General features: G+C 65.1%; 12 protein-coding genes and 1 pseudogene. 4 read left to right on the forward strand and 9 right to left on the reverse strand.

The features are described from left to right. Nucleotides 1–164: 164 nt before the first annotated feature. The 3 genes from RMCB_RS21225 to RMCB_RS21235 all read left to right on the forward strand — a co-directional run bounded on the left by RMCB_RS21225 (nucleotide 165) and on the right by RMCB_RS21235 (nucleotide 6,086). Nucleotides 165–2,003 carry a S8 family peptidase gene (locus tag RMCB_RS21225; RefSeq protein WP_062830394.1) on the forward strand — a complete coding sequence of 613 codons (1,839 nt, stop codon included), beginning with the start codon at nucleotides 165–167 and terminating at the stop codon, nucleotides 2,001–2,003. Nucleotides 2,004–2,022: 19 nt separating this feature from the next. Continuing rightward, entirely contained in the window at nucleotides 2,023–3,399 is a 1,377-nt protein-coding gene (locus RMCB_RS21230; protein WP_062830395.1) for an alpha/beta hydrolase, read from the forward strand. A 230-nt stretch (nucleotides 3,400–3,629) separates the two neighbouring features. Then, nucleotides 3,630–6,086, forward strand: a complete 2,457-nt coding sequence (locus tag RMCB_RS21235; RefSeq protein ID WP_062830396.1) for a hypothetical protein — start codon at nucleotides 3,630–3,632, stop codon at nucleotides 6,084–6,086. Between the two features lie 37 nt (nucleotides 6,087–6,123). Here RMCB_RS21235 and RMCB_RS21240 read toward each other — a convergent pair whose 3' ends face one another. The 3 genes from RMCB_RS21240 to RMCB_RS21250 all read right to left on the reverse strand — a co-directional run bounded on the left by RMCB_RS21240 (nucleotide 6,124) and on the right by RMCB_RS21250 (nucleotide 10,073). Beyond that, entirely contained in the window at nucleotides 6,124–7,392 is a 1,269-nt protein-coding gene (locus RMCB_RS21240) for an HNH endonuclease signature motif containing protein (RefSeq protein WP_062830397.1), read from the reverse strand. Between the two features lie 81 nt (nucleotides 7,393–7,473). Continuing rightward, nucleotides 7,474–8,541: an alpha/beta hydrolase gene (locus RMCB_RS21245; RefSeq protein WP_062830398.1), complete on the reverse strand. Its 1,068-nt coding sequence runs from the start codon at nucleotides 8,539–8,541 to the stop codon at nucleotides 7,474–7,476. After that, nucleotides 8,538–10,073: a flavin-containing monooxygenase gene (locus tag RMCB_RS21250; protein WP_062830399.1), complete on the reverse strand. Its 1,536-nt coding sequence runs from the start codon at nucleotides 10,071–10,073 to the stop codon at nucleotides 8,538–8,540. The genes RMCB_RS21245 and RMCB_RS21250 overlap by 4 nt, the downstream gene beginning before the upstream one ends. 244 nt (nucleotides 10,074–10,317) lie before the next feature. On the opposite strand from RMCB_RS21250, the gene RMCB_RS21255 reads away from it, so the two are divergent. Beyond that, nucleotides 10,318–11,298: an SGNH/GDSL hydrolase family protein gene (locus tag RMCB_RS21255; protein ID WP_084388575.1), complete on the forward strand. Its 981-nt coding sequence runs from the start codon at nucleotides 10,318–10,320 to the stop codon at nucleotides 11,296–11,298. Nucleotides 11,299–11,333: 35 nt separating this feature from the next. On the opposite strand, the pseudogene RMCB_RS36915 reads toward RMCB_RS21255, so the two are convergent. From RMCB_RS36915 to RMCB_RS21285, 6 genes and pseudogenes are all read right to left on the reverse strand, one after another. Further along, a pseudogene (locus tag RMCB_RS36915) lies at nucleotides 11,334–12,712 on the reverse strand (flavin monoamine oxidase family protein). Between the two features lie 228 nt (nucleotides 12,713–12,940). Further along, entirely contained in the window at nucleotides 12,941–13,519 is a 579-nt protein-coding gene (locus tag RMCB_RS21265; protein ID WP_131805564.1) for a hypothetical protein, read from the reverse strand. Nucleotides 13,520–13,548: 29 nt separating this feature from the next. After that, a complete protein-coding gene (locus RMCB_RS21270; protein WP_062830401.1) occupies nucleotides 13,549–14,139 on the reverse strand; it encodes an MspA family porin in 591 nt (196 codons plus the stop codon). Between the two features lie 123 nt (nucleotides 14,140–14,262). Continuing rightward, the gene (locus RMCB_RS21275) at nucleotides 14,263–14,967 is read right to left on the reverse strand and encodes a hypothetical protein (RefSeq protein WP_062830402.1); all 705 of its coding nucleotides are present in this window, start codon (nucleotides 14,965–14,967) and stop codon (nucleotides 14,263–14,265) included. A gap of 147 nt (nucleotides 14,968–15,114) precedes the next feature. Continuing rightward, entirely contained in the window at nucleotides 15,115–16,446 is a 1,332-nt protein-coding gene (locus tag RMCB_RS21280) for an MFS transporter (protein WP_062830403.1), read from the reverse strand. Continuing rightward, nucleotides 16,443–17,948: an APC family permease gene (locus RMCB_RS21285; RefSeq protein WP_063979654.1), complete on the reverse strand. Its 1,506-nt coding sequence runs from the start codon at nucleotides 17,946–17,948 to the stop codon at nucleotides 16,443–16,445. Before RMCB_RS21285 ends, RMCB_RS21280 begins: the two co-directional genes overlap by 4 nt. Nucleotides 17,949–18,148: the final 200 nt, after the last annotated feature.

Here is an 18,148-nt window from a genome sequence, read left to right on the forward strand (position 1 = left end):
GACCGAGAATCGGCTCGATCATGATGGCGTGGCTCGCCGCACTGCCGGTGTTGCTGTTGATCACCGCGGCGCTCGGCGTGTACGACCTGCAGCGCTGGCTTGAGCGCTGGGACCACGACCGGCACCTGTCGGATTGAGACCGGTGCGATGCCAGAGGTAACGCGGTGACCACAGCCGACGATCCATGGCCCGACCGGGTGCATTGCGCGCTCGGCCACCTGGACTCGCTCGAGATGCCTGCCGACCCGCAGCACATCCGCGAGGCGGTGGCCGCCCGCTTCGCCTCCCGATTCACCGCGCAGGACCGGCCCTGCGTCGACGGAAGCCCGCGGTGGCACGGCGAAGTCGACCGGGCCGTCGACCAGCTCCTGGGCGCCGGGGTCGTCGCGCCGACCGCCCAGGCCGTGCAGTTGACCGCTACGGGTCGGGACGGTGTCGACGATGCCTGCGCGTCGGCGTTGGCCACCGACGAACGGGCGCTTCCGGCCGCATCCGCGACGCCTTCCGCCGGGCCGGGCCGCGACGCACTACTCGCCGGGGTGATCACCCCGCCGCTGCGGGCGAAGTTCGTCGTCCCTCCCGGCGGGGACGCCGCCGCGGCACGGGATGCGTTGTGGCCTGTGATGATCGAGCTGAACCTGCGGTACGCCGACGGCACGGCCGCGGCGATCCGACGGGTCCGCGACCTGTGGCGACTGGTCGACGGTGCGGGCGTGCCGGTGCCTGTCGCCGGGCAGTACCTGGTGGGAGACCTGACCACCGGACAGATCGAGGGGTTGGTGTCCGCCGACGCGGTGCCACAGCGCTGGCCGGCGCGGGCCGTCTACCGGATCTGGCCCGACTTCGACACCCACCCGCTCATCGACGCGTCCGCGGCCACGATCAAGGCCATCCCCGCGCAGCGCGCGTTCGACAGCTTCGGCGACGGAATCGTGTGGGCAGTGGTCGATTCCGGCATCGCGGCCGACCACCCGCACTTCATCGGGCATCAGACCCTGTCCGATCCTGCGGTGGCCGACCTGCACCGCGACTTCACGGCCGGCGAGCAGGTGGCCTCCGCCCTGATCGACGACGACGGGCACGGCACGCACGTCGCCGGGATCATCGCCGGAGGCCTGGTGGGGTTCAAGCCCGAGGATGTCTACGTCGCCGAGAAACGCTTCAACGTCGGGTCGCCGGAGGGTGACGACCCGATCCTGCAGCAGCGCACGGTGACCGACGTGAGCAAGCTCGCCGGGATGGCCCCGCTTGCAAAGCTGGTGAGCCTCAAGGTCCTCGGCCCAGGCGATCAGACGTCGCGCGTCAGTCGCGTGATGCGCGCGCTGGATTACGTCCGCGACGTGAACGCGCAGAGCGAGCGGATGCCGCGCATCCACGGGGTCAATCTGAGCCTGGGCTACGAATTCGCCGCCGAGTGGTTCGCCTGCGGACAGAGCCCGCTGTGCCTGGAGGTCGACAAAACCGTGCGCTCGGGCGTCGTGGTCGTCGTGGCGTCCGGCAACACCGGTTACGTGTCGTTGAACCCGCTGTTCGCCAGTGACGTCACCAAGTTCAGCGCCGACATGACGATCAACGATCCGGGCAACGCCGAACGCGCCATCACCGTCGGGGCGACGCATCGCGACGCTCCGCACACCTATGGGGTTTCGTACTTCTCGTCCAAAGGGCCCACCGGAGACGGCAGACGCAAGCCGGATCTGGTGGCGCCAGGGGAGCGGATCACCTCAGCTGCCGCGGGCAAGAACCGGATCAGCGTCCAGCAGCAGACCGAGGCGCCGATCGCCGACGGGGTGGCGCTCTACGTCGAGGCGAGCGGCACCAGCATGGCCGCGCCACACGTGTCCGGCGCCATCGCCGCGTTCCTGTCCGTCCAGCGCGAACTCATCGGCAAGCCCGAGGACATCAAGCGCATTTTCGTCGAATCCGCGACTTCACTCGGCCGCGATCCCGCCTTCGAGGGCGGCGGTCTGGTCGATCTGCTGCGCGCACTGCAATCGGTATGAGGTGAAAGGAAAAAAACCCATGGGCAACATCGACAGCATCGACGGCCGACCGCTGTTTCGACTGGTGTTCGACGCCGACGGTGACATCGATCCGGCGACGTCCGCTGAGCTCACCGAAGGCATCCGCGCGGGCGCACTCACCGACCTGGTGATCTTCTCGCACGGCTGGAACAACGACGAGGCCGCTGCCACGTCGCTCTACGAGCGGTGGTTCAAACTGCTTGCCCAACAACTGGATCCGTCGTACACCGTCGGGTTCGTCGGGCTGCGGTGGCCATCGCAACTGTGGCGCGACGAGCCGATCCCCGACTTTCCCGACGAAGAGGCCGACGAACAGACCGACGACGCCGCGGGGGCCGTCGCGCTCGCCCAGACCCCGACGTTCCCCGCCGGGCCGCCAACCCTCGACGATGCCCAACTCGCCGACCTCAAGGAGATGTTCCCGGGCGGCAGCGCGGACCTCGACGTGATCGCCGGCCTGCTTGCCCAACCGCCCAGCGCGGTGGGCGCCACCCAGATGTTCGCGGCGCTGCGCGCGTTCAATGCCCACACCAACACCGGATTCAGTGACGGAGAAGCGGACCCGGCCGCGATGTTGCCCCCGGGTACCCCCGGAATGCTCGACCCGCAGCGCAATCCCGTCGACGTGTTCACCAAGTTCGGTGACCGGCTGGCCGACGCGGGCGTGACGTTCGGCGGCGACGGTGGCGGGGCGGCCGGCCTCGGTGACCTTGCCGGCAAGGTCTGGCAGGGCGCGAAGGAGGCGCTGCGGCAGCTCAGCTACTGGCAGATGAAGAACCGTGCCGGTGTCGTCGGCCGCAACGGGCTCGGCCCGGAGATCGACCGGTTGGCAGATGAGTACCCGGCGTTGCGATTCCATCTCGTCGGGCACAGCTTCGGTGGTCGCCTGGTGTCCTACGCCCTGGCCGGGATGCGGGACCGCAAGCCCTCGCCGGTGAAAGCTGTGACGCTGATGGAGGCGGCGTACTCACGATTCGCCTTCGCCGATCGGCTGCCGTTCCGGCAGGCGTCCGGCGCTCTTGCCGGCTGCCAGAACCGCGTCGATGGGCCGGTGGCGATCTGCTTCTCCCGCTATGACCGGGCCCTGAGCACGTTCTATCCGCTGGCCTCCGCGGCGGCGGGGGACGACGCGGCAGGTCTGGACGATCCGCTGTTCCGCTGGCGTGCCATGGGCTCTATGGGTGCCTACCGGGCCGTGACGCAACCGCTCGGCGACGACGGAGTGCCGTACCGCTTCCAGCCACGACAGTTGTTCAACCTGGACGCCTCGGCCGTCGTGAACGCCGACGCCGGGCCATCGGGCGCGCACAGCGACATCTTCCATTCCGAACTCAGCTGGGTGACCGCATCCGCGGGCGGCTTGAACAAGCCGTGACTCGGCGGGATCCCTCGGGTCCCTCTGAGGTCCGAAGGGGCAGTCATTGGTCGTTGTCCTTGCGGGGTATCCGTCGCCCTCAACACAATGAGGAGGCGCCGTCGTAGGGAGTGGGCGATATGTCCGTATCAAGGGCACGACCCGAGCCTCAGCGCAGTCACGATCGGTCTCGCCAGTCGCACACCCCGCTGTCCGCGATCAGGAGCGACGTCGCACCCAAGGTCAACGCCGTGGACGCTCCCGCCCTCGTCGCCCTCCAACGTCTAGCCGGAAATCAGGCTGTCCTCACGCTGCCTCATCTGCAGCGCCTCGCCCTCGTCGACGGCCCGCCGCTCGCGCCCGGTAATTACCGCTACGGCAACGACATCGTCAGCGTCGATGCGAAGGCGATGAACAAGCTGCTGACCGATATGGCTGGACGCAACGGACTCGTTGCCGAGCGCAAATGGCAGGCGGAGTTCGTCGCCGACATGAACGGCACGCCGAGCGGCAACATCCACAAGTACGAGGACGCGACGAAGGGCCAGACCGTCAGCGTCGAGCCGACGATGGCCACGAATGCCCAGCAAGGTCAGCGGGCCGTCGACGAAGGTGTGACGGCGGCGCAGAAGCAGTTTCAGCAGGATCTGCTCGGGACGGTCAGCAGCATGCTGGATTCCAGCGAGAGCCGTCTTCTCGCCGAGGGGAAGCGCTACGGATTTCCCAATCAGGAGTCGATCCTCAACCCCACTCCGATGAGCGCCGGCCAAGCCGCAATTTTGGGGTCGATGCCGTGGAGCGAAGAACTCCGCGGGATGATGCGGGCCGCGAAGATCCTCGCCGACGGCAAGCAGAAGCTGAAGAAGGCCAAGGACGCGAATGCCAAGATGGGGCCGATTCTCGGAGAGATGGTACGGCCGACGACGCTGGAACCCGCGGTCAAGGAGTACCACGACCTGCGGCAGAAGCAGTGCAGCGAGTACCCGATCCTATCGTCGTTCGAACGCGATGATGCGAAGCTCGCCGAGCTGGCGTCCAATGCTCAATTCGCGCAACCCGGTTCGGCCGGTCCTGCTGCCACGGCGGCGCTGATGGATGCTCAGGAGAAGATTCGTCACGACATCGCCGACAAGCTGGCGAACATCGCGTACGTCAAGAGCAACATGAACGACGACGACAAGATCAAGAAGTTCTGGACCAACCCCTCGTTGCGCGACGGCACAAAGCGGAAGATGGCGATCGGCGCCGGTTCGTTCCCCAGCGCCGCGATCGACGACAAGATCCGGGACCTCAACGAGGACGCGGAGTTCGACAGCAAGCTCAAGACGGCCATCGGCACAGGATTGCTTCTCGCATCACTCATTCCGGGTGTCGGACTCGTCGCCGGCGGAATCGGCATGGCGATGGCTGCGGTCGACGTCTACGGCGCATTCCAGGACTTCTTCTGGGAGGAAGCGGCATCGGGCACCGCGATGGAAAAAGCCGAGGCGATATCGCAGACCGACCCGTCGCTGTTCTCCTTGGGCGCCGCACTTGCTTTCGGTCTGCTCGAAGGAGTCGCGGAGGTCAAGGCCCTCGAGGGTGCGATCACCGTGTTCAAGGCTGTCAGCGGTGCCTACAAGGAGGCGCGTGCCGCCGCGGCCATCGCCAAGGTGGCCAAGGGCACGGGAGCAGCCGAGGTGCTGGCGGCACAGAAGAAATTGACCGCCGCGGTGGAATCAGCAAGTGAGAAGCCAGGACTGGGCGCACAGATCGTCGCGACCGCGATGGGCGATGCCGAATCCATGGCCGCCGATCTCAGGGCTGCTCTGGACAAGATCAAGGATCCGGCACTCAAGGATCTGATCATCACGGCCAGCCGGGACAAGCCGAACGAGGTCAGCCTGGCCGACCTGGCCGTCGCCGATCCGGAAAAACTCCAGGCTGACTACGAGACGTGGAAGAAAGCTTCACGCGACAAGGACAACCCGGATCGGGGCAAGCGCTTCGACGAGTGGCTGCGCGACAAGGCGACCCCGGAACAGCCCGGCGCCATCACCGATCCGGCCGGACTGGTCGAGTACGGTCTCGACAACGCAGGCGCCAAGCGGAGCTTCGAAGCGATGATCAGCGACGACCCGTCGCGTGAGGCAGCGATCTTCCGCGACACGGCCACCGGCGAATGTGTCGCCGTTCAAGGTGGGCATTCATTTGTCGAAGGTCGCTCGTGGCAGATGCTCAAGGAGAACTTCCGCAACGGCGACCCCGCCGAGTGGCACCTGGAGATCCACTACCACCCGAACCGCGGGCTCGCATTCGATCGTCTGCCCTCGATGGCCGATTTCGACCTCGTCACCGGGGACACCCTGGCCCTGCGATCTCGAACTCCGGTCAAGTCCGCGATCGCGTGGCAGGATCCGGTTTCGAAAATCCGGTTCGAAACCGAGTATGGCTTCGTTCCGGGGGCCGAGCGGCCGTTCTGGACGCGCTATCGGGTCGACGACGGAACCATGCGCGTGGCGAGTTTCAAAGACCCGCCCTGGACTGGGCCCGGCGCCGCGGAGTATCAGCAGTTTCTGTACAACAAGGCGGTCCTCGATCCTGCGACCCCGGTGCCGGGCGGGAACGTCATGCCCGTGCCCGGGCCGTTGCCACCCCAGCCGCCGCTGCCGGCTCCACCCGGAGCCGAGCCGAACCGGCTCCGACCGCCGCCCAAGCCATCTCACTAGCCGGCGTCATTCGGCCCGCGTGGGCGCGGGTGGTGGGTTAGTTGGGCGACGGTGGTGGTTCCGGTTGGAAGGGTGTGTACCACCACCAATCGGCGCGTTCGCCGGTCGGCCCGCGGTAAGGCGGAACATCGGGTGGCGGTGTGGTCGGTGGTCGGGCCAGGGACCCGGGGTGTAGCTGTTGGCCGGTGGGGTCGGTGATGCTGAGTTGGTGTGCGGGGCCGGTGATGGTGATGCCACCCTTGTGATGCAACCGATGATGGTACGGGCAGAGCAACACCAGATTGTCGAGGTCAGTCGGGCCACCTTCCTCCCAATGGGTGATGTGGTGGGCATGCAAACCCCGTGTGGCGCCGCATCCGGGCACGGCGCAGCAGCGATCGCGATACTCCAGGGCGCGGCGTAACCGCCGGTTGACGGTGCGGGTGGTACGGCCGGCGCCGATGACCTGCCCCGCGCGTTGGAACCACACCTCGCAGGTGGCATCACAGGTCAGGTAGCGCCGCTCGTCATCCGACAGTGCTGGGCCCAAATGCAGCGCGGCAACCGGCTTCTCCCCGTTCTTGTCGAGATCAACGTGTACGACGACGGTCGTGCGCTGCCCATGCGGGCGACGCGCCACATCAGCATCCCAGCCGGCCTCGACCACACTCATGAACGCATCCACGGCATCCGGAAACGGCGGCGCCTGCTCCGAGGTCTCGCCATCAGCATCTTCGTGGTCGCGTTTCCACTCTGCGATCAGTGCATCCTGATGGGATTGCATCGCCGCGTCAACGGTCGCTGCTTCATCGTGGGGCAGGGTGATCTGGTAGGTGGTGTGATCCTCGCGCACGTCTTTGCGGAAGACCCGTTTGGGTTCCGGGCGTGGCACTGGTTCGGGGCGCGGTTCGAGTTTCACCGCGGTACGCAACTGGGTGACGGTGGCGACCTCGGCCAGTTCGGCGTAGTGCGCATCGGAACCGTCAGCGGCTCGTTCGGCGATCACCCCCACCTGATCCAACGACAACCGGCCCTCCCGCAACCCCTCCACGCAGAGCGGGAAGTCCTCGGCCCGCCGCGCCACCGCCACCACCGTCTCGGCATTATTGGGCGTCACACCGGTTTTCCAGGCCACCAACGAGGTGATCGACCGGGCACCGGTGGCGCCCCACAACCCGTCGCGCTCCAACTCGGAGATAATGTCGACCATGCGCCCGTCGATCGCGTTGCGCTGCCCGACCAACTCGGCCACCTCATCGAGCAACACCTCCAGCCGCTGCGCAGGACTCACCGCGTCAGGGTCGAAAGATATTGCGCCCGATGGCATGACACCATTATTGCAGCGGGGACCGACAAGTTCCGACCGCTGCATTTCACCACCGAGCGCGGCGGTCGACTATGGGGAGCGCTAGCGCACAGCGCGGCCGATCGCGTCGGCGACGCGGTTGACCGCTTCGCGTGCCGCCGGGCTGATCTGGGTCATGGAGAGGTACCCGTGTACGAGGCCGCCTTCTCGAAGCAAGCGGGTGGGTACTCCAAAGCTATTGAGCCGACTGGCATATGCGATGGCCTCGTCCCGCAACGGATCGAATCCGGCAACGGTGATCAGGGTTGCCGGCACGCCAGAAAGGTCCTCGGCGAGGATCGGTGACACGCGTGGGTCGGACCGGTCGCGGGCATCGGTTACATACAGCCCGGCCAACCAGTCCATCTGCTTGACGGTGAGCGCAGGGTTGTCCGCGAACTCCTCGCGCGAACGATAGTCACCCGCAGCGTCGACGACAGGGTACATCAGTACCTGCATCCTGGGGCGAAGTGTCTCGTGTTGGAGTTGATTCGACAGCACCGCACAGAGATTCGCGCCCGCACTGTCACCGAGTAGCACGATGCGCTGCGGATCGACTCCCCAGTCGGCGCACCCCTCGACGGCGAATTGCCATGCCTCCATGGCGTCGTCGGGCGCTGCGGGGAAGGGTGCCTCGGGGGCCAGTCGATACTCGATCGACAAGACGTTGACCCCGGCGCGGGATGCGATGAGCCGGGCGGGGGAGTCGTAGGCGCTGCGGCTGCCGAGCACGAAACCTCCGCCGTGGAGGAACAGCACCAGCCCGTTGGACCGTACCCGGGGCCGATACAGGCTGGCCCGAATACCGCTACGGAGAACGATATTGGTGTCGACGGCTACATCCGCGTCTGCGGATCTGTCGGCGAACACCCTGCAGTCGTTCTCCATGGCAGCTCTGGCATCGGCAACGGTACCGTCGCTGAAATCAGGCTCCGCGGCGGTGACTCGCATGAGCAGGGCGATCTCCGGTTCCATCACATCACCGTCGGCGTTGACGGTCGGTGGGATGAGCCTGCGGAGAATCGCTTTCGGAACACGGCCCACAGTCGTGAACGCGGCGCGCTGGATCAGCTCGGCAGCGGTCAGGCGCGGGGGAACCGGTGCTGCGGACACCGCGGTGAGCGTCGTCATGACGCCACACTTGCCGAAGCTGTCCGGCCGTCCTCCAGTTCGCGCTCCAATCGCGAGCTGAAACGGAGATTCTCGTCGATGACCGATCCTCGGTACATCTTGCGGTCCTCCAGGAATACGTTTCGCATCTGCCAAGGCATCGAGTCGCCCTGACGCGGCAGGGCACGCTTCGCGCGCTGCATGTAGCCGGCCTCGAGGTCGAGAATCGAACGCGTGCCGACCCCTTCGGCTGCATAGGGAACGACAGTGTCGTATCCGTGGGTGTCCATGTGGCGGAGCAGCTCGATGAGGCTCTTGCCGAGTAGCGAGATCTTCAGCGTCCATGATGATTTGGTGTAGCCGACCGCCATCATCCAGTTCGGCAGCCCGGACAGCATCAGCCCCCGGTACACCACGCTGCTGGACAGATCGACCGGTCGACCGTCGACGGTGATGTCGATGCCGCCGAACAAGCGCAGGTTCAGCCCGGTCGCCGTGACGATGAGGTCGGCCGGCAGCTCCTTGCCCGACTCCAGCTCGATTCCGGTCTTGGTGAACCGGCGGATCCGGTCGGTCACCACCGACGCTCGGCCTTCGCGGATCGAGGCGAAGAAGTCGCCGTCGGGCGCCAGGCACAAGCGCTGGTGCCACGGATCGTAGGGCGGGTTGAAGTGCCGGTCCACGTCGAATCCCGCTGGGAGCTCCTTTATGTTGAGGTGGCGGATGAGGCGCCGTGCGGTTTTCGGGAACTTGGTCATCAACTCGACGACCACCCAATCGAGCAATACGTTCTTCCACCTGGTCGCGAGATAGCCGCGCCGTTCTCCGAGGAGTCGAGTGAGCTTGAGGCTCAGGGCGTCGACGCGAGGCAGTGACATGATGTACGTCGGTGTGCGCTGCAGCATGGTGACGTGGTCGGCGGCGTTGTCGCCCTTGAGCATCGAGGGAATCAGGGTGATTGCTGTTGCGCCGCTGCCGATTACGACGACGTTCTTGCCGGAGTGGTCATAGTCCTCGGGCCAGAACTGCGGGTGGATGATGTCGCCCTCGAAGTCGTCCCGTCCCTCGAACTCCGGGGTGTACGCCTCGTCGTACCGGTAGTAGCCGGTGCCGGCGTATACCCACCCCGCCTTGATCACCTCATTGCGTAGCGCGCCGTCTGAATCAGTGACCTCGACCGTCAGCACCCATTGCGCGTCGTCGCTCGACCAGGCGGCGGCCACGACGTGGTGGCGGTACCTGATGATGTCGTCGAGGCCGTACTCGTCGACGGTCTCCTTGAGGTAGTCCAGGATCAGCGGCGCGTCAGCGATCGCTTTCTCGTGGCGCCAGCTCTTGAACTCGTACGCGAACGTGTGCAGGTCCGAGTCGGACCGGATGCCGGGGTACCGGAACAGATCCCACGTACCACCGATGGCGTCGCGCGCCTCCAGCAACGCCACCTTCTTCCTCGGGAACTCCTTGGTGAGGTACGCCGCGGCGCCGATCCCTGAGATGCCGCCGCCGATGATGACCACATCGAAGTACTCCGGGCCGCTTGCTGAGAGGGTCATCTGTCGATTCCTTCCTGTGCCGGTATCGGCGCGTCGTGATGATCCCAAGAGTGCCGTGAACCACGTGACAGCCACCACACCGAAATGCATCAACCTGCGGGCCTCGGTGGTGTGAATCGCACCCCGGTTCTGCCGAGCCGCCCGGCCGTCCTGCGGCGCGAGCGTCCCAGATCAGGGCTGCTCCCTTACGCTTCTCCCGGGAGATACTTCCCGCTTGGGCGTTGGGGAGCTGGAGGGCGTAGCAATGAGTGCAGGTCGTCGTGAACGGTCCCAGGATGAGCCCGGTGCGGCGCCGGAAAAGCACAGGTCACGGTCGCGGCCGCGCAGGGTGTTGTCGCGGTTGCTGAAGGTGTTCGGTGCGTTGGTCGTGGTCGTGTTGGTGGTGATCGGTGCGGCCATTGCGATGGTCTACTACCAGGGCAAGCGGGCGCCGGCCGGCAACCATGACTACGTCGCTCTCGGTAGTTCGTTCGGTGCAGGCCCCGGTGTGCCCGATCGTGATCCGACGAGCCCGACGCTGTGCATCAGATCCGACCACAACTACGCACATCAGTTGGCGGCGTTGCGTCACCTGAGCCTGACCGACGTGACGTGTTCAGGAGCCACGGCGCAGAACGTTCTGCACGGCGGCCAATTCTTCCAGCCACCTCAACTCGATGCAGTCCGCGACACCACGAAGCTCATCACCATCACGGCGGGCGGAAATGACATCTACTACTTGCCGAATCTGTTCGCCTGGTCATGCGCCAAGGACCCCGGCGCGTTGTCGTTCGCGTGGCGCATCGCGGTCTGTGACGCCAAGTCGGACGCGGACGTCGACCGCGCAGTTCAGCAAGTCGGGGCGAGTTTGACGGAGATCGGTATCGAGGCCCACAAGCGGGCGCCGAATGCGACGGTCGTGTACGTCAACTACACAACCGTCCTGCCCGATGCCGGATACTGTCCTGCCAAGATACCGATCACCGACGAGCAGTTCGACCGGGCACGACAACTGGCGAAAACGCTTGTCGCCAAGACGGATGAGGCCGCACGGGCGACGGGGTCACTGCTGGTATCGGCCGCTGACCTGACCCGGGGTCACGATATTTGCGCGGCCGATCCATGGGTTTACGGCTATACCTTCTCCGCGAGCCCGCTGAATTACGGTCCGATGGCCTATCACCCGACTCTACGAGCCATGACCGAGATCGCAGCGCAGATCAACAGAACTCTCGATTCGAGATAGCCGCCCGCAGTCGCATGCGCCGGGCCGGGCCGGGCCTAGGCCGAGGCGACGCCGAGTCGCTGGGCAATCTGATCGGCAGTCTGCAGACCTGTCAGGATGGCGCCATTCATGGTCCCGACCCACTCGCCTGCGGTTTCCGTGCCCGCCCAGTGGATGCGCCCGTGTGGCGTGGTGAGGGCGTCGCCGTAGCTCACCGTTGCGAAGGGCGGCGCGGCCGGATGCGGGCCGCCAGGGGCGAAAGGTTCTGTGCCCCAACAGTGATCGATGTAGTCGATGGGGCTCCCGGCCTGTGGGCCGTACAGGTCGACCAACTGGTCGAGCACCAGTTTCCGCCGAACGTCCGGACCGAAGCCGTCGTAGACCCGAGCGGTGCAGAAGACCATCAGGATGCCCGGCCCGTCATCGCTGGGCGAGACGTCGAAGGTGATGAACACCGGCGCGGTATCGGTCACTGCCTCACCCGACAGCCCCTCAGACCGCCAGAAGGGCTTGTCGTAGGCGACGAACGCCTTGCTCAGCGCGCCCATTGGAAAGCTCGTCGTGAGTCCCTCAATCTTTTTCGGCAGGGCCGGTTGGTACTCGATGTAAGCCCGATGCTGGGGGCCGCCGCGACGATGGCGTACTTGGCATTGATCACCGCCGTATCGGTGTAGACCGTGACGCCGTGATCGTCTTGGGAGATCTGACGAACGCGGGTGTCCAACACAATTCGGTCGCCGAGCTGCTCAGCGAGCCGCTTGGCAATCTCTTGAGTGGTTTCGGTGACTCGATACTCATTCTGCCCGCCTTCGACGGCGAGCATGTGGTCGAGCCCGCCCACGGCCTGGATATAGCGCAACACATGCAGCAATGACACGTCTAGTGGGCTGCAGCCCCACTGCACCTTGGTGACGATGAACATCAGCGCGCGAGTGCTGGTCACGGCCTGCTGCTGGTCGAGCCATTCGCCGAACGAAATCGCGTCGAGTTCGCCGGCGTTGGGTGAATTCCACGCGGCATCGACATCGATGGTTTCCAGCAGGTTGGTCATCTCCCCTTGGATGCGCCCCAGGTCCTCCAAGTCGACCGGGTCGACCATCGGAAGGGTGCCCGTCCAAGGGCGACGCTGCCCGGCCATCCACAAGAGGTTGACGCCTTCATCGAACTGCGGGGTCAGCGAACACCCCAAGCGCTCCATCAGGTCACGGATCGCGGTGTGGCGCTGCGCAACCCACGTCGCACCCAGGTCGACCTTGACCCCGGCGACCTTGCCTGTGAAGGAACGGCCACCGACCCGGTCACGGCCTTCAATGACGAGAACTGATGCACCCTGACTGGACAGCCGATCCGCGGCGCTCAAGCCGGCGAAGCCCGCTCCGACAACTACGACATCGACTGATGCCGCCTGCGCGCCGCCCTCCTGCGGTACCGACATGGTCTGCTCTTTCATGGTTTCCTCCGTCGCTCGGCATGATGCGTAACGGATTGCCTTGGCAATCCGCATATCTCGCAACTGACACGACCAGTGTCGCCAGCGCCGGCCCGGGGCCGCCACGGCAGTGCCCACCAGTTTCTGGCGCGAAGAGGTGCATGGTGCACCAAAATCGTTGACTTTCGCGCTTCGATTACGACGTTTGGCCCCGGGGCGTGCCGGACCCGCGGTCTATTGCCCGGGCGTTGCGGCTTGGTCAGCGGGCTCAGGCTGGGCCGGTGGCTCCAGTTGTGGGTAGCTCGGCGGGGTCGCGTTCGTCACCTCGCCGGTGGGCACTCCGGTCTTCGGCGGCGCCCCGGTGGGGCTCTCCAACAGCGGCTGCGGCCAAGGTCCTGCGCTGGAGACCATTCCCGGCAGGGTTCCGGTGTCGGACTGCAAGAGGGCCGAGGCGCTGTCGGGCGGCACGATTCCGCCTTGCACCCCGTAGCGCATGTTGGTGTAGTTCAGGATGAACGACTGATTCGGCACCGGAGGACCAGGCTTGCTGTTGGGCAGACTCACGCTGGTTTGGGTCGGATCAGCAGTTGGCCCGCTTGTTCTCACGCCGCGGGTGTCGGTGGTGTGCGGGGGATATGTGTATGAGCCCGTGCCGAATTCGTAGGTGTAGGCGCCCTGGTACGGAATGCCGGGCACGCCTGGGACGAACGGCAGAATTGGGGGATCGGCACTCGCGATACCGCTGCCCGCCGAGCCCATTGCCAGGATCATCGCGCCGCACGCGACGCATTGACGGATTCGGAGTGGTGCCACAGACGTCTCCTTTCTCATGTTGACGGAGGTCAGATCTTGATCGGATCGCCATAGATGGCGTACGAAAAGTGGCTGGCGGCAGTCGAAATACGCAGGTACGCGTACGAACGAATGTTGACGTCACCGCCGCACGCGTCGGCTTTGACGTGAAGGTTGTCAACGCCGAGCGACGCGGTGTTGCCGGGGCTCAGCGCCATATTGGTCATCGGCAGGTCGACGATCACGCCGGGTTGGACGATGGTCTCCAAGAATCCGGCCACGCCGGCGCTACCACCGACCGTGGTCGGGGGAAGCCCGACCGCACCAGCGACGCCACCGGTGCCGCCCACCACCAGACCCGCGGAAACGTCCGATTGACATCCCAGCTGATAGCCCAGGATGAACAGGCTGTCCTGGATCGGGCTCGCGCCACCGGTCGCCGTGGCCGTCGCCGTCGCGGTGACAAACGCCTCGCGTGAGTTGGACGCCGCAGCAAGGTTGGGAACGGAATTCACCACCTCGTCCTTGATCTGCAGGTCGAGCTGCCAGCCGTCCGGGGAAGTCTTGTCATAGACCTGCGGCGCCATGTGGATTGGCTCAGCCTTGACGGCAGGCGCCGCGGACAAGCTCGCTACCCCCATGGCCACCGCCGCAGCCGCGAGAACGGGCGAGGACGAAAACCTCAGCCTCACGTTGTATTCCTTTCATGTTGTTGGTGATGTCAGGTGTGCGACCGGATCTGAGTCCGGCCGCCGAGTAAGGATTCAGCCGATACTGTGCCGGGCATCTGCTTTCTGGCTCCGGTTTCCCTCCGTGCCCGTGGCCACGTTGTGGTTGTGCAGCGCTCGGTAGGCGAGAAAGTAGATGGGACCCTGGCTTCCCCACGTGATCAGAGCGGCCGTGTAGAAAAGCGTGCGGTTCTGGTCGTCAAAGGGGAGGGGGAAGAAGTCGTAGCTCATCGCAATGGCTGATGCTGCAGCGGTGACCAGACCGGTTGCGACGGCCAGCTTTTGGGCACCGGACTCCCACACTCTCTTGACGAAGTACGCCAGGAACGCGGTCGTGAGCACGTTTACCACGACATAAAACGTTGCCGGCGCGACGTGGAGCGTCTCGTCGTGAAACTTCCGGAGGAACACGCCACCGGCGATGGCGAGCCCGAACACGCCGATCTCGACGGCAATCGTCGGCTTGTATTGATGGGTGACGGCCATCAGGCCCATGACGAGGATCAGCGTGAAACCGAACGACCGGGAGAACGCGTCGAGGAAAAAGGAGATGTCGTAGGCGACGCCGCCCTCTGCGGGGCCGAGTAGAGACCCGATGAGGAAATTGGTGGCGGACACGCCGACGACCAGACATTCAAGGCCGAGCAGGTAATTGCCGTAGTTTCGGATGAACTTCCATCCGAAGCAGTAGCCGACGGCAGCCAACCAGACAGCGGCGGTAAGGAAGATGAGATCCTTCATCGCAGTGATTCCTCTCGAAGTGCAGATCGCGGTGGGATCGACGTGCAACTGTCGCCGTTCAGTGACCCCAGTCACAACGACAGGGCGCACCTGCTTTGGGCCGGAAGAGGTGCAGCGTGCACACATCCGAGCTCAGGGGACACTGCGCTACAGCCGGTCGAACCAGCGAAGCGCGGGCATTGCCAGCAGGGTCGCAGCAGCCAGAGCTAAAAACGCGGTCGCCGGATGCGTGACGAGCAATCCGACAGCCGTGGCGATGACGACGCCCCCAAGATTGCCTGCCATCCAGATGAGCCCGGCCGCTGTGCTCTCGGCGTCGGGGGCGTGCCGCTCACTGAGAGCCAGCACGATGGGCAGCGCCGGAAGGAGCAGGAATCCGACCCCGATCAAGGTGAGGAACGCCATGGTCGTACTGGGGACCAATGCCAGGTGCAAACACGCTACGGCGGTGAAACCGATTCCCACGCCCATGATTTGGACCTCCCGGCGATGTCGATTCGCCCAAACCGGCACGGCGGCGCAGCCGATGACACCGGCGATCATGGTGAACGCCAAGATGAGGCCTGCGGTCGACTCCGAGACTCCGGCCGGTTCCAGTAGTGGCTGGACGAACGTCGCGAGCGCGATGAACGTACCCATCGGGATGGCGACGACAGCGCACAAACGCCGCAGGTAGCGGTTGCCGAATGCGGTGCGGAACGCACGAAGGCCACCGGTCACGCGCATAGCCTCGTCCCCTCCCCGCGGCTGCGAGAAGTGTAGCGCCCCAAGCAGACACAGCCCGGCATCCAGCGCCAGCAGGGCGGTGATGATGGTGAGGGCATGGATATTGCGGTCGCCTGGCAAGCACGCGCCGAGCAGATATCCCACGACCATCCCGCCGAAAGTGGCCGACGATGCCGCGGCGATTCCGACTGCGCGGTCCTTGACGGCGAGATAGCCGACAGCGAGCCCCGGGATGGCGTTGAGGACGAAGGGCTGTCCCACCGCGGCAACAACCTGGCCGATCAGTGCCCACGTGAAGTCGTCCGCAACCAGTCTCAGGAATGCTCCGCAGGCGGTGAGAAGCGCTCCGGCGATCAGGGCTGGACGGAAAAACCGATCGAGCGTGAGGCCTGCCGGGATGGCGAGTAGCACGTAGATCAGCGGAAAGACCTGAGACAGCCAACCGATTGAGGCTACTGAGACTCCGAAGTGCCGCGCGGCGTCATCGGTCACCGGCGCGTAGTTCACGACGAGCGCCTGGGTCGCGGCGGCGAGCAGTCCATACGCGACAAAGACGGACCACCGGCTCTTCGCGTGCTCCGCGATGCCGGGTTCTTCGAGTGTCGCCTCCTCACGCGTGACGGTGACTCGCTCCTCGGCAGGAGGCGTCCGGGTTGGGCTTTCTAGACGAAATGCGTTGCGTTTCTGGGCAGTACGTCGAATCACGACCAGCGCGACGGCGGCACGCGTCGCCGTCGCCTCGGCCAGACTCATCCGGCGTTCTTCGTCTGATCACCCGGGGTGGCATCGGCGGTCACCACGGCGCGGTCGGTGATCGTTGATCGCCGGGGACCGGCGTCACCCGTGGCGATGCGCCGACGAAGCACGAACATCCACCAGCCGAAGCCCAGGACCAGCAACACCGCCAGCGGAAGCAGGTTGGGCCGGAAGTCGGGCAGCAGAACCAGCGCGGCCAGCACGATCGTGAAGCTCGCCAGGCCAAGGATGTGGATTGGCCTGCGGAAGCGTCCGAGGTCGAAGAAGCCCGGTTCCGACTTCGGGAACGTGCCGCGAGCGTCGGCTACGAGCATTCCTGCCGTGGTGAGGATGTAGACCCCGACATAGCCGATGGTTGCCATGCCCAGGATGTAGGCGAATGCTGCTTCGCTGAACAGTGCTGTGACCAGGAAGAACGCTGAAACTGCTGCCGATCCCCACACCGCGGAGGTCGGGACCCGGTGCTTGGCGGACACCGTGTTGAACACGCGCGCGAGTGGCGTCATGTTGTCGCGCGACATGGCGTAGAGCAGGCGGGTCGCGACGAGCATGTTCGCTAACACGCACACCAAGATGTTCGTCAGGGCGATGGCGACGACGAAGTCTGCGAAGTGCGGAGAGATCTGTGACGCGATGATCTCTTCGATGGGCGTCGCACTTCCGTTGACGGCCTTGCGATCACCCGTCGCCAGCAAGAACGTGACGTACATGAAGAACTCGATCACCGCGGCCGTACCGAGCGCCATGAACATCGTGCGCGGAATCACCCGACGCGCGGCCCTGGTCTCTTCCGCGATATCGGCCGGCGCCTCCACGCCGAGCAGTCCGAACAGCGCGCCCAGGCTCGCGACCATCCAGGCGAACATGTACGGCGACGTGGCCGTGTCACCGTGCGACGCCAAGTAGCTCAGCGGCTGGCCGGCGTGCCTGATGAGCACGACAAAGATGAGGACGAAGGCCGTAACCCCTACGGTCAGAAAGATCTCGAGAATCACACCGAGGTTGTTGATCGCCGTCGCGAGGCGAATGCCGTAGACGTTGATCAAGACACAGACCAGCAAGACGATCGCTGTGGTGCCGACCAGCTCGGGGGTGGTCGCGTTCCAACCGATGAGTCCGGCGAAGTACGTCGAGAAGGTGTAGGCGACCCCGGTGAATCCGGAGATGAAGCCGATCAAACCCAGGTAGCCGGTGAACCACCCGAGGCTGGGATGGACGAGCCTACTGGTCCATTGGTAGGCGTAGCCGGCAAGCGGGAGTTTGACCGCAAGGTCGGCCGCGATCATCGCCCAGATGGCGAAGATGACGACGACAACGGGCACTGTCCAGACAAAGGCCGGCCCAGCGGTGCTCAGGCCGAAGCCGAAGCCCGCATACACCGCTGTCGTCGCGCTGATCACGGCGAATCCGACGCAGAACGAGGCGAATGGACTTACTGATCGGTCCAGCTGCTGGGCATAACCAAGCTGCTTGAGGACCAGATCTTCCTCGGCAGTCATGAGACCTACCTATCTGAGTGTCCGGCAACTAGCCGGAGGTGGATGTGATGCGAGAAATGTGAGCGAACGAATATTCGTTCGTATAAGTGACGTACGCTACTTTCGCCCGAACGCCATGTCAACGGTCGGCTGATCCCGGGACTCGCCGGGTGGCGGCCGAGGAGCGAATTACCTTGGCGTACTTAGGGTGTGCGCCTCGT

This window comes from Mycolicibacterium brisbanense (assembly GCF_001570425.1).
GTDB lineage: Bacteria > Actinomycetota > Actinomycetes > Mycobacteriales > Mycobacteriaceae > Mycobacterium > Mycobacterium brisbanense.